This is a genomic window from Aquincola sp. J276, assembly GCF_024700035.1.
In the GTDB taxonomy this organism is placed as follows: domain Bacteria; phylum Pseudomonadota; class Gammaproteobacteria; order Burkholderiales; family Burkholderiaceae_C; genus Aquincola; species Aquincola tertiaricarbonis.
In genome coordinates, this window is the sequence record NZ_JAJONC010000001.1 from 1,510,232 (window position 1) to 1,522,093 (window position 11,862).

General features: G+C 69.0%; 10 protein-coding genes. 4 read left to right on the forward strand and 6 right to left on the reverse strand.

The features are described 5' to 3' along the window. Window positions 1-169 precede the first annotated feature (169 nt). The 3 genes from hpnC to hpnE are packed head-to-tail and all read left to right on the forward strand — an operon-like array spanning window position 170 to window position 3,164. Window positions 170-1,030: a squalene synthase HpnC gene (gene hpnC, locus LRS14_RS06895; RefSeq protein WP_257799053.1), complete on the forward strand. Its 861-nt coding sequence runs from the start codon at window positions 170-172 to the stop codon at window positions 1,028-1,030. Then, window positions 1,027-1,875: a presqualene diphosphate synthase HpnD gene (gene hpnD / locus LRS14_RS06900; protein WP_257799054.1), complete on the forward strand. Its 849-nt coding sequence runs from the start codon at window positions 1,027-1,029 to the stop codon at window positions 1,873-1,875. Before hpnC ends, hpnD begins: the two co-directional genes overlap by 4 nt. Window positions 1,876-1,877: 2 nt before the next feature. After that, a complete protein-coding gene (hpnE, locus tag LRS14_RS06905; RefSeq protein WP_257799055.1) occupies window positions 1,878-3,164 on the forward strand; it encodes a hydroxysqualene dehydroxylase HpnE in 1,287 nt (428 codons plus the stop codon). A 13-nt stretch (window positions 3,165-3,177) separates the two neighbouring features. Here the strand turns inward: hpnE and LRS14_RS06910 are convergent, their stop codons facing one another. Next, complete coding sequence (locus LRS14_RS06910; protein WP_257799056.1) at window positions 3,178-4,344, reverse strand: TIGR03790 family protein; 1,167 nt, start codon at window positions 4,342-4,344, stop codon at window positions 3,178-3,180. A 69-nt stretch (window positions 4,345-4,413) separates the two neighbouring features. On the opposite strand from LRS14_RS06910, the gene LRS14_RS06915 reads away from it, so the two are divergent. After that, window positions 4,414-5,217 carry an IclR family transcriptional regulator gene (locus tag LRS14_RS06915; protein ID WP_046112201.1) on the forward strand — a complete coding sequence of 268 codons (804 nt, stop codon included), beginning with the start codon at window positions 4,414-4,416 and terminating at the stop codon, window positions 5,215-5,217. Here LRS14_RS06915 and pbpG read toward each other — a convergent pair. The 5 genes from pbpG to ilvC all read right to left on the reverse strand — a co-directional run bounded on the left by pbpG (window position 5,201) and on the right by ilvC (window position 11,803). Beyond that, a complete protein-coding gene (gene pbpG / locus LRS14_RS06920; RefSeq protein WP_257799057.1) occupies window positions 5,201-6,196 on the reverse strand; it encodes a D-alanyl-D-alanine endopeptidase in 996 nt (331 codons plus the stop codon). The genes LRS14_RS06915 and pbpG overlap by 17 nt on opposite strands. Before the next feature lie 161 nt (window positions 6,197-6,357). Further along, window positions 6,358-7,899 carry a 2-isopropylmalate synthase gene (locus LRS14_RS06925; protein ID WP_257799058.1) on the reverse strand — a complete coding sequence of 514 codons (1,542 nt, stop codon included), beginning with the start codon at window positions 7,897-7,899 and terminating at the stop codon, window positions 6,358-6,360. A 54-nt stretch (window positions 7,900-7,953) separates the two neighbouring features. Then, window positions 7,954-9,633, reverse strand: coding sequence for a 2-isopropylmalate synthase (gene leuA, locus LRS14_RS06930; protein WP_257800429.1), 1,680 nt, complete (start codon window positions 9,631-9,633; stop codon window positions 7,954-7,956). A gap of 211 nt (window positions 9,634-9,844) precedes the next feature. Beyond that, window positions 9,845-10,678, reverse strand: a complete 834-nt coding sequence (gene pssA, locus LRS14_RS06935; RefSeq protein WP_046112204.1) for a CDP-diacylglycerol--serine O-phosphatidyltransferase — start codon at window positions 10,676-10,678, stop codon at window positions 9,845-9,847. A 108-nt stretch (window positions 10,679-10,786) separates the two neighbouring features. Continuing rightward, window positions 10,787-11,803, reverse strand: a complete 1,017-nt coding sequence (gene ilvC, locus LRS14_RS06940) for a ketol-acid reductoisomerase (protein WP_046112205.1) — start codon at window positions 11,801-11,803, stop codon at window positions 10,787-10,789. Window positions 11,804-11,862 lie beyond the last annotated feature (59 nt).

Consider the following 11,862-nt stretch of genomic DNA (forward strand, 5'->3'; position numbering starts at 1 on the left):
CCTTGTGACGTCGGAACCCCGCGGTTCGCGGATTGTCGTGTGCCGTGTTTTGCGGCTGTTCTCTGGTACTGACTGACCGGTCAGTAATGTAGAAGTCGCGCGGGTGGCATGTCAATCGACTGCGAACCTGCGAGGGTTGAGTGCCGCTTATGTGGACAATCGCGGTCCCGTGAGCGTCGACCACTACGAAAACTTCCCCGTTGCCTCCTGGCTGTGCCCGCCAGGATTGCGGCCGCCGATCCAGGCCATCTACTGGTTCGCGCGCACCGCCGACGACCTGGCTGACGAGGGCGACCTGCCCGCCGACGAGCGCCTGGCCGCGCTGGCCGAGTACCGCGCAGCGCTGCAGCGCGCCTTCGACGGCGACTCCTCCGGCCGCTGGGCGCCGGTGTTCGCGCCACTGCAGCGCATGATCATTGCGCACCGCCTGCCGCGCCAGCCGCTGGAAGACCTGCTCAGCGCCTTCGAGCAGGACACCCGCAACCCGCTCTACCCCGACCGCGCCGCGCTGCTGGACTATTGCGCGCGCTCCGCCAATCCCATCGGCCGCCTGCTGCTGCACCTGTACGGCGTGGATACGCCGGCGGCGCTGGCCGAATCCGACGCCGTCTGCACCGCCTTGCAACTCATCAACTTCTGGCAGGACCTGCGCATCGACCTGCCGCGCGGCCGCCACTACGTGCCGCTGGCCGATGCCCGCCGGCATGGCCTGACGCCGGCCGGCCTGGAGGCCGAGGCCGCGGCGCAGCAGGCCTCGCCCGCCACCCGCGCGCTGGTGCGCGAGCTGTGCGCCTGGGCCCGCCAGAGCATGCTGGCCGGCGCGCCGCTGGTGCACCGCCTGCCCGGCCGTGCCGGCTGGGAGCTGCGCCTGGTGGTGCAGGGCGGCCTGCGCATCCTCGACAAGATCGCCGGCCAGGACCACGACAGCCTGCGCCGCCGCCCCACCGTGGGCGCCGCCGACGCGCCGCGCCTGCTGTGGCGTGCGCTCACCATGACCCCCGCCGACGCACCGGCCCGAAGGCCCGCATGACCCCCGAGCAATACGTGCAGGAGAAGGCCGCGCGCAGTGGCTCCTCCTTCTATTACGCGTTCAAGTTCCTCACGCCGCCACGGCGCGCGGCCATCACCGCCTTCTACGCCTTCTGCCGCGAGGTGGACGACGTGGTGGACGAGGTGCACGACACCGGCGTGGCCGCCACCAAGCTGGCCTGGTGGCGCAAGGAGGTGGCGCAGTCCTTCGCCGGCACCGCCACCCATCCGGTGATGAAGGCGCTGATGCCGCACGCAGGCGACTACGACATCCGCCCCGAGCACCTGATGGCGGTGATCGACGGCTGCCAGATGGACCTGGAGCAGAGCCGCTACCTCGACTTCACCGGCCTGCAGCGCTACTGCCACCTGGTGGCCGGCGTGGTGGGCGAGGTAGCGGCCAGCATCTTCGGCCGTACCCAGGCGCAGACGATCGAGTACGCGCACCGCCTGGGCCTGGCCCTGCAGCTCACCAACATCATCCGCGACGTGGGCGAGGACGCGCGCCGCGGCCGCATCTACCTGCCGGTCTCGGAACTTCAGCAGTTCGACGTGAAGGCGCATGAGCTGCTGCAGCGCACCGCGCCCTGGGGCTACAGCGACCGCTTCACCGCGCTGATGCGCTTCCAGGCCGAGCGTGCCCACCGCTTCTACGACGAGGCCTTCGCGCTGCTGCCCGCGCAGGACCGCCGCGCCCAGCGCCCGGGGCTGATGATGGCCAACATCTACCGCACGCTGCTGCGCGAGATCGAGGCCAGCGACTTCCAGGTGCTGCACCAGCGCATCGCCCTCACGCCGGTGCGCAAGGTGTGGATCGCGATGCGCACCAACTGGCAAGCGCGCTAGCCGTGGACTGCCGCGTCGCGGTGATCGGTGGCGGCTGGGCCGGCCTGGCCGCCGCGGTGGCCGGCGTGCAGCGGGGTGCCCAGGTGACGCTGTTCGAGATGGCGCCGCAGCTGGGCGGCCGCGCCCGCGAGGTGCCGATGGACGGCCTGCCGCTGGACAACGGCCAGCACATCCTCATCGGCGCCTACCGCCATACGCTGGCCCTGATGCGCACCGTGGGTGCATCGCCCGAGGCCCTGCTGCTGCGCTGCCCGCTGGCGCTGGTGTATCCCGACGGCAGCGGGCTGCGGCTGCCGCCCGGGTCGGCCATCCCGGCCTTCGTGCGCGGCGTGCTGGCCTATCCCGGCTGGGGCTGGCGCGACCGCGCGTCGCTGCTGCTGGCCGCCGGCCGCTGGGGCGCCAGCGGCTTCCGCTGCGCGCCGCGAGATGGCGTGGCGCAGCTCACCCGCAGCCTGAGCCCGGCGGTGCGCCAGCAGCTCATCGAGCCGCTGTGCGTGGCCGCGCTCAACACGCCAACCCAGCGCGCCAGCGGGCGGGTGTTCCTGCGGGTGCTGCGCGATGCGCTGTTCAGCGGCGCCGGCAGCGCCGACTTGCTGCTGCCGCGCGCCAGCCTGGGCGCGCTGCTGCCCGCGCCGGCGCAGGCCTGGCTGCAGTCGCGCGGCGCCACCGTGCGCATGGGCCAGCGGGTGCAGCAGCTGCAGCGCGAAGGCAGCGCCTGGCAGGTGGAAGGTCAGGCGTTCGACCAGGTGCTGCTGGCCACCTCCGCCCGCGAGGCGGCCCGGCTGGCTCAGCCGCTGGCGCCCGCCTGGGCCGCGCGCGCCGCGGCCTTTGACTACGAACCCATCATCACCGTGTACCTGCGCTGCCCCGGCGCCCGCCTGCCGCTGCCGATGATGGCGTTGCAGGCCGGCCCGCAGGCGCCGGCGCAGTTCGTGTTCGACCTGGGAGCGCTGGCCGGCGACCGCGGCACCCATGGCGTGTTTGCCTTCGTCATCAGCGGCGCCCGCGATTGGGCGGCACTCGGTCTGGAGGCCACGGCCGAGGCCACGCTGCTGCAGGCCCAGGCCGCCTTTGCCCCCGGCACCTGGCCGGTGGTGCCCACGGTGCTGCGCACGCTGGCCGAGCGGCGCGCCACCTTCCTCTGCACCCCGGGGCTGGACCGCCCGCCCGCCGCGGTGGCACCCGGCCTGTGGGCCGCCGGCGACTACGTGGAAGGCCCCTACCCCGCCACGCTGGAAGGCGCGGTGCGGGCCGGGCAGGCGGCGCTCGCCGCGGCGCTGGCCGGCTGAGCCCCGAGCTTGCTCAGCGCTTCGGCGCGCGCATCGACACCGGCTCCAGGCCGCCGCCCGCCGGCGCTGGAAGAACCGGCCCGAACGGCGCCGCCAGCGGTTCGCCCACGAACACGCCCTGCAGTGGCCAGGCCACGCTCTTCCAATAGGCCTCGATGGCCGTGGCGCCCTGCGCGTAGTGCAGCAGCAGCACCTGCGGATGCGGGAACTTCTGCAGGTGGTTGCAGGGCTCGCTCACCGTGCCGTAGCTGGCGGTGGCGCCCGAGTCCAGCCATTCCAGCGCGGTGCTCTGCCCGCCCACCCGATCCAGCTGGCCGCCGAAGGAGGTCAGATGGTCGGCCAGGGCGCCGTCCACCCAGCCCAGGCCGTCCAGCCCGCTGAGCTGTGCAGTACCGGTCTGCAGCAGCAGCAGGCGCTGCTGCTGCCGCGGCTGGTCGGCCTGCTCCACCCGCACCGCCAGGCCCAGCGCCGGTACCGGCCCGGCCGGCGGAAACAGCCGATGGCGCACGTTGCGCGCTGCGTCGGTGGTGGACAGGTACAGCGCATTCGCCGGCCCGGACCAGCGCCGGCCCAGCCGCCCGTCGGCCGAGACGCCGCGATCGATCAACCGCCGGGCCTGCTCCACGTCACGCGCAGCCAGCAGCATCGACGGCCGCAGCTGATGGTCCCGCCACGGCATGCTGCTGGCCGAGTTGAAGTAGGGCGAAGGCCGCGAGCGGTCGCAGCTGCGGCGGCAGAAATCGGCATCGAAGCCCAGCGCCAGCGCGCCGGTGATGGACTGGCACTGCACCGCATACGGCACCGTCCAGGCCAGGGCCAGCGCCTGCGTGGTGTCGCCGAAATGGCTTTCCACCTGCTGGCGCAGCGCGGCGAATTCCTCCGGTGTCAGGCTGCCGCGCACCGGCAGCTCCAACCGCAGCACCTGTCGCGGCTTCAAGCCCCGCCGCTCGATGTAGTAGGCGCCCACCGCCACCGAGTACGGGTCCGCGGTGTTGATCACCAGGCCGATGTCGGCCGGCATCAGCCGCGTGCCCACGCGCGGCACCTGGATCCATTGCCGCGCAGCTTCCGGTGCGGGCTCGGAGGCCGGGGCTTCGGCAGCGGCGGACCCGGCGGATGCCGCAGCCGAAGGCGCTTGCGCGGTGGCCACTGCAGCCAGCGACACGCCAGCCAGTAACACGACCGCATGCCGCGCGGCGCACGCCAGTTTCGCGATGCAAAAATTCAAGAAGCGCTTCACAATATCGGCATGCGAAAAAATGATGGTCAAACGCCCACGATCCAGGTATTGGAACGGGCTTTCGCGCTACTCGATGTACTGGCCGAGCACCAGGATCCTGTCTCGCTCAAGGAAATCAGCGAGCGGTCGGGACTGCATCCTTCCACCGCCCACCGCATCCTCAACGACATGGCGGTCGGCCGCCTGGTGGACCGGCCCCAGGCCGGCAGTTATCGGCTCGGCATGCGCCTGCTGGAGCTCGGCAACCTGGTGAAGGCGCGGCTGGACGTGCGCGACGCGGCGCTGGCGCCGATGCGCGAACTGCACAAGCTCACCCACCAGCCGGTGAACCTCTCGGTGCGGCAGGGCGACGAGATCGTCTACATCGAGCGCACGTACAGCGAACGCTCGGGCATGCAGGTGGTGCGTGCCATCGGCGGCCGCGCGCCGCTGCACCTCACCTCGGTGGGCAAGCTGTTCCTGGCCCATGAAGACCCGCAGCGGGTACGCGCCTATGCCACGCGCACCGGCCTGGCCGGCCACACGCGCAACAGCATCACCGACATCGCGCGGCTGGAGCGCGAGCTGCACGGCGTGCGCCACCAGACGGTGGCACGCGACGACGAGGAACTGGAGCTGGGCGTGCGCTGCATGGCCGCCGGCATCTACGACGACCAGAACAAGCTGGTGGCCGGACTGTCGATCTCGGCGCCGGCGGACCGGCTGGAAGAAGGCTGGCTGGAGCGCCTGAAGGCCACCGCCAGCCAGATCTCGTCGGCCCTGGGCCACCGCATCTCGCAGGGCCCGGCGGCGGGGCTCAAGGCGTCGTCTTGACCGCCGTGCTCACCGCCAGGCTGCCCGGCAGCTCGGTGGTGACCCACTTGCGGATGCGCTCGGCATCGCCGATGCGCGAATACTTTCCGGCCGAATCCAGCAGCACCATGATGACCTTGCGGCCGGCCACCTGGGCCTGCATCACGAGGCAGCGGCCAGCTTCGGAGATGTAGCCGGTCTTCTGCAGGCCGATGTCCCAGGAGCCGCTGCGCACCAGGCCGTTGCTGTTGCGGAACTGAAGCAGCCGGCTGCCCACCTCCACCCGGTGCTCGGGCGATGTGGAGAGCTGGCGGATCACCTCGTGCTTGCTGGCTTCCTTCACCAGCTCGGCCAGGTCATGGGCGCTGGACTGGTTGTTGCTCGACAGGCCGGTGGGCTCCACATAGCGCGTGTCGTTCATGCCCAGCTGGTGGGCCTTGCGGTTCATCGCCGCGACGAAGGCCTGCAGGCCGCCCGGGTAGTGCCGGCCCAGCGCATTGGCTGCGCGGTTCTCCGACGACATCAGCGCCAGGTGCATCATCTCGCCACGCGTGAGCTGCGTGCCCACGGCCAGCCGGGAGCCGCTGTGCTTCTCGGTGTCGACGTCGTCCTGCGTGATGGTCAGCACCTCGTCGGCCGGCAGGTTGGCTTCGGCCACCACCAGCGCCGTCATCAGCTTGGTGATGGAGGCGATCGGCAGCACGGCCTGGGAGTTCTTGCTGAACAACACCTCGTTGGTGTCCTGGTCCAGCACCAGCGCGACGCTGGACTTGAGGTCCAGCGGATCGGTGGCGCCATGCAGGCCGTAGAGCTGGCCGAAGGACATGCGGGCCGGCTCGGGGTTGACGATCGCCACGCGGCGCTTGGCCACCACCTTGGTGGTGCGGTCGGCCTTGACCTTGGCGCTGGCCTGGCGCGCCGCCGGCTTCTTGGCCTTGACCGTCTTGGCGGGCTTGGCCGCCGCTTCCGCGGTGAGCGGTTGGAACAATGCCGCGGCCACGCCGACAGCACCTGCCACACACAACAAACGTAAAGATTTCAGTGCGCGTACCACACCCGGCTCCTGTCAAGAAGTCAGTGTAGGCGAAGCAAAAAACACACGCAAGATCAGAAACTTACGCCACGTTCCTCAAGTGGCGCCTTTTGGCGCCACCTGGGGCCTCAGCCTTGGGCCGCGACACGTTCGGTCTTGCTGTGCAACTTGTTCAACGCCGCCAGGTACGCCTTGGCCGAAGCCACCACGATGTCCGGGTCGGCACCCACACCATTGACGACACGTCCGCCCAGCTGCAGGCGCACGGTCACCTCTCCCTGGGATTCTGTGCTTCCGGATGTAATCGCATTGACCGAATAGAGCAGCAGTTCGGCGCCACTTCCGACGCGGGACTCGATGGCCTTCAGGCTCGCGTCCACCGGGCCGTTGCCGTCGCTGCTGGCGTGATGCTCCACTTCGCCGGCCGCGAAGGCCACTGTGGCGTGCGGGCGCTCGCCCATCTCCGAGCGCTGGGACAGCGCCAGCAGCCGGTAGTGCTCGCGGTCGGGCGTGACGCTTTCGTCCGACACCAGCGCCAGGATGTCCTCGTCGAAGATCTCCGACTTGCGGTCGGCCAGGTCCTTGAAGCGGGCGAAGGCCGCGTTCACGTCGGCTTCCGATTCCAGCCCGATGCCCAGCTCCTGCAGCCGCTGCTTGAAGGCATTGCGGCCCGACAGCTTGCCCAGCACGATCTTGTTGGCCGACCAGCCCACGTCCTCGGCGCGCATGATCTCGTAGGTGTCGCGCGCCTTCAGCACGCCGTCCTGGTGGATGCCCGAGGCATGTGCGAAGGCATTGGCGCCCACCACCGCCTTGTTGGGCTGCACCACGAAGCCGGTGGTCTGGCTGACCATGCGCGAGGCCGGCACGATCTGCGTCGCGTCGATGCCCAGCTCCAGGCCGAAGTAGTCGCGGCGGGTCTTCACCGCCATCACGATTTCTTCGAGCGAGCAGTTGCCCGCGCGCTCGCCCAGGCCGTTGATCGTGCATTCGATCTGCCGCGCGCCGCCCAGCTTGACGCCGGCCAGCGAGTTGGCCACGGCCATGCCCAGGTCGTTGTGGCAGTGCACCGACCAGATCGCCTTGTCGCTGTTGGGCACCCGCTCGCGCAGCTGCCGGATGAAGTTGCCGTACAGCTCCGGAATGGCGTAGCCCACCGTGTCCGGGATGTTCAGCGTGGTGGCGCCCTCCTCGATCACGGCCTCCAGCACGCGGCAAAGGAAATCCGGGTCCGACCGGTAGCCGTCCTCGGGCGAGAACTCCACGTCGGCCGTCAGGTTGCGGGCGAAGCGCACTGCCTGACGCGCCTGCTCCAGCACCTGCTCGCGCGTCATGCGCAGCTTCTTCTCCATGTGCAGTTCGCTGGTGGCGATGAAGGTGTGGATGCGCGAGCGCGCCGCACCTTTCAGCGCCTCCGCAGCGCGGGCGATGTCGCGGTCGTTGGCGCGGGCCAGCGAGCACACGGTCGACTCCTTGATGACGTCGGCGATCGCCTTCACCGCCTCGAAATCGCCGTTGCTCGAGGCCGCGAAGCCCGCCTCGATCACGTCCACGCGCAGCCGCTCGAGCTGCCGCGCGATGCGCAGCTTCTCGTCCTTGGTCATCGACGCGCCGGGCGACTGCTCGCCATCGCGCAAGGTGGTGTCGAAGATGATGAGCTTGTCGGCCATGGCGGGTCTCCTTCGGATGCCTCGTGGGTGTCTTTGTAGTGTCGAGCGGCAGCGTCAGGCAGTGGCGCCTTCGGCCTGTGGCTCGAAGCGCCCGGCGCGCATCAGGCCGCCCAGCACCGCCTTCATCGACGCAGTGGTGGTGTTGGCATCGATGCCCACGCCGAAGCGGGTGGCGCCATCGATGCGCAGCTCCAGGTAGGCCGCCGCGCGGGCCTGGGCACCGCCACCGATCGCATGCTGATGGTAGTCCAGCACCTCCACCGTGGCCGGCGACAGCGCGCGCAGGCCGTCGACGAAGGCATCCACCGGACCGTTGCCTTCGCCCTGCAGGCGATGGGTGCGGCCGGCGTGCTGCACGTCGGCGCGCACCGTCACGCGGCCGTCGTCCTGCTCGGTCACCTGAACATGCGCGATGTGGGCCTGTGCCACGCCGTATTCACGCTCGAAGATGGCCCACAGGTCGGCGGCGTTCAGCTCCTTGCCCTCGGTGTCCATCACCTGCTGCACCACGCGGCTGAAGTCGATCTGCACCCGGCGCGGCAGCTCCAGGCCGTATTCGCTCTCGAGCAGGTACGCGATGCCGCCCTTGCCCGACTGGCTGTTGACGCGGATCACCGCCTCGTAGCTGCGGCCGAGGTCCATCGGGTCGATGGGCAGGTAGGGCATGTCCCAGATGTCGCCCTCGCGCCGCGCGGCGAAGGCCTTCTTGATCGCGTCCTGGTGCGAGCCCGAGAAACTTGTATAGACGAGATCGCCGACGTAAGGATGGCGCGGGTGCACCGGCAGCTGGTTGCAGTGCTCCACCGTGCGGCGGATCTCGTCGATGTCGGAAAAGTCGAGGCCCGGCGCCACGCCCTGGGTGTACAGGTTGAGCGCCACGTTCACCACGTCGAGGTTGCCGGTGCGCTCGCCGTTGCCGAACAGGCAGCCTTCCAGCCGGTCGGCGCCGGCCATCAGGGCCATCTCGGCGGCGGCGGTGCCGGTGCCGCGGTCGTTGTGCGGGTGGATCGACATCACGATGCCGTCGCGCCGCTCGAGGTGGCGGTGCATCCACTCCACCATGTCAGCGAACACGTTGGGCGTGCAGCACTCCACCGTCGAAGGCAGGTTGATGATGCAGGGCCGCTGTGGCGTGGCGCGCCATTCGGCCGATACCGCATCGACGATGCGCTTGGCGAACGGCAGCTCGGTGTTGGAGAACATCTCCGGCGAATACTCGAAGGTCCACTGCGTGCCGGGCTGGCGCTCTGCGCATTCGCGGATCATGCGGGCATGCCTGACGGCGAGATCGACCACGCCGTCTTCGTCCAGGCCCAGCACCACGCGGCGCATCACCGGCGCGGTGGCGTTGTACAGGTGCACGATCACGCGCTTGGCGCCCACCAGCGATTCGAAGGTGCGGGTGATGAGGTGGTCACGCGCCTGCGTCAGCACCTGGATGGTCACGTCGTCGGGCACGAGGTTGCGCTCGATCAGCAGCCGCACGAAGTCGAAGTCGGCCTGCGACGCCGACGGGAAGCCGACCTCGATCTCCTTGAAGCCGATGCGCACGAGCTGCTCGAACATGCGCAGCTTGCGCGCCGGGTCCATCGGCTCGATCAGCGCCTGGTTGCCGTCGCGCAGGTCGACGCTGCACCACACGGGCGGCTTGTCGATCACGGCATCGGGCCAGCGGCGGTCGACGAGGCCGACGGTGGTGGCAGCGCGGTACTTGGCGGCAGGGTTCTTCAACATCGACATGGTGGTCTTTCGTTGGTGTGAACGCAGCCGGATTTCCCAAAAGCAAACGGCCCGCTGCGTTGCGCTAGGCGGGCCGTTGATCCGGGGAGAAAAAAATTCTGGACGAGATCGTTCAGCGCGCCTGAAGCACGCCTAGTAGCAGCGAGGTGGTTGCGATGCGGAACGACATCGCCACGAATATATCACCCGAATGGGGGAACGTGTTCTAGCGGTGAAGGCCTTCTTCGTCCGGCTCATCGGTGGACGTGGCGATCACGCTCACCGGCCGGCCCTTCATCTTGCGGTATACGTACACGCCGTAGCCCGACAGCCCGTACACGCAGAACAGCGCGAACAGCACGATCGGCGGGTGGATGTTGATCACCGCGATGCCGAGCGCGATCAGCACGATGACGATGAACGGCACCGAGCGCTTGAAGCTGACGTCCTTGAAGCTGTAGAACGGCACGTTGGTCACCATCGTCAGCCCCGCGTACAACGTGGCGCCGAAGGCGGACCAGGCCAGCCACGGCAGGCTCCACACCTCGCGGAAGCCCGCGTCGTCCATCACCCAGATGAAGCCGATGATCAGCGCCGCCGCGGCCGGGCTGGGCAAGCCCTGGAAGTAGCGCTTGTCCACCACGCCGATGTTGGTGTTGAAGCGCGCCAGCCGCAACGCGGCGCAGGCGCAGTACACGAAGGCCGCGATCCAGCCCGCCTTGCCCAGGCCCTTGAGCGCCCATTCGTAGGTGATGAGCGCCGGCGCGGCGCCGAAGCTCACCATGTCCGACAGGCTGTCCATCTGCTCGCCGAAGGCGCTCTGCGTGTTGGTCATGCGGGCGACGCGGCCGTCCAGGCTGTCCAGCACCGCGGCCATGAAGATGCCGATGGCCGCCTGCTCGAAGCGGCCGTTCATCGCCATCACCACCGCATAGAAGCCGCCGAACAGCGCGGCCAGCGTGAACAGGTTGGGCAGGATGTAGATGCCCTTGCGGCGGGGCCGGTCGCGCAGGTCGTCGGGTTCCTGCAGCGACAGGGCTGCGTCGTTCTGGTCATTCATCTTCAAAGCATACCCCGCAGAGATATGAGGGCCGCAGACAGCCGAAGGCCGCGGAACCCGGGCCGGCGAAGGCCCGGGCCGCCGCGGCCCGGAGATCGCCGATGGCGATCAGTTCTTCGACTGGTCGACCAGGCGGTTCTTCTTGATCCACGGCATCATCGCGCGCAGCTTCTCGCCGACCACCTCGATGTCGTGCTCGGCCGTCAGGCGGCGGCGCGATTGCAGCGTGGGCGCGCCGGCCTTGTTCTCCAGGATGAAGCTCTTGGCGTATTCGCCGGTCTGGATGTCCTTCAGGCACTGCTTCATGGCCTTCTTGGTCTCTTCGGTCACCACGCGCGGGCCGGTGACGTACTCGCCGTATTCGGCGTTGTTCGAGATCGAGTAGTTCATGTTGGCGATGCCGCCTTCGTAGATCAGGTCCACGATCAGCTTCAGCTCGTGCAGGCACTCGAAGTAGGCCATCTCGGGCGCGTAGCCGGCTTCCACCAGCGTCTCGAAACCGGCCTTGATCAGCTCGACGGTGCCGCCGCACAGCACGGCCTGCTCGCCGAACAGGTCGGTCTCGGTCTCTTCGCGGAAGTTGGTCTCGATCACGCCGGCCTTGCCGCCGCCGTTGGCCACGGCGTAGCTCAGGGCCAGGTCACGCGCCTTGCCGCTCTTGTCTCCATGCACGGCGATCAGGTGGGGCACGCCGCCGCCTTGCTGGTAGGTGGCGCGCACGGTGTGGCCCGGGGCCTTGGGTGCGACCATCCACACGTCCAGGTCGGCACGCGGGATCACCTGGCCGTAGTGCACGTTGAAGCCGTGGGCGAAGGCCAGCGAGGCGCCTTCCTTGATGTTGGGCTCAACGTCGCGCTTGTACACGTCGGCGATCTGCTCGTCGGGCAGCAGCATCATCACGACATCGGCGCCCTTGACGGCCTCGGCCACCTCGGCCACCTTGAGGCCGGCCTTCTCGACCTTGCTCCAGGACGCACCGCCCTTGCGCAGGCCGACCGTGACCTTGACACCGCTGTCGGTCAGGTTCTGGGCGTGGGCATGGCCTTGCGAGCCGTAGCCGATGATGGTGACGTTCTTGCCCTTGATCAGGCTCAGGTCGGCGTCCTTGTCGTAATAGACCTTCATGGTTCTCTCCAGCAGAAATTAGGTGGGTTCAGTGAACAAGCAGCCGCCGCGAAAACGGC

Coding starts and splice junctions, on each gene's coding strand:
- LRS14_RS06925 (WP_257799058.1), bottom strand. CDS start 7,899: ATGGCCGACAAGCTCATCATCTTCGACACCACCTTGCGCGATGGCGAG.
- ilvC (WP_046112205.1), bottom strand. CDS start 11,803: ATGAAGGTCTATTACGACAAGGACGCCGACCTGAGCCTGATCAAGGGC.
- hpnD (WP_257799054.1), top strand. CDS start 1,027: ATGACCCCCGAGCAATACGTGCAGGAGAAGGCCGCGCGCAGTGGCTCC.
- leuA (WP_257800429.1), bottom strand. CDS start 9,633: ATGTTGAAGAACCCTGCCGCCAAGTACCGCGCTGCCACCACCGTCGGC.
- pssA (WP_046112204.1), bottom strand. CDS start 10,678: ATGAATGACCAGAACGACGCAGCCCTGTCGCTGCAGGAACCCGACGAC.
- LRS14_RS06915 (WP_046112201.1), top strand. CDS start 4,414: ATGCGAAAAAATGATGGTCAAACGCCCACGATCCAGGTATTGGAACGG.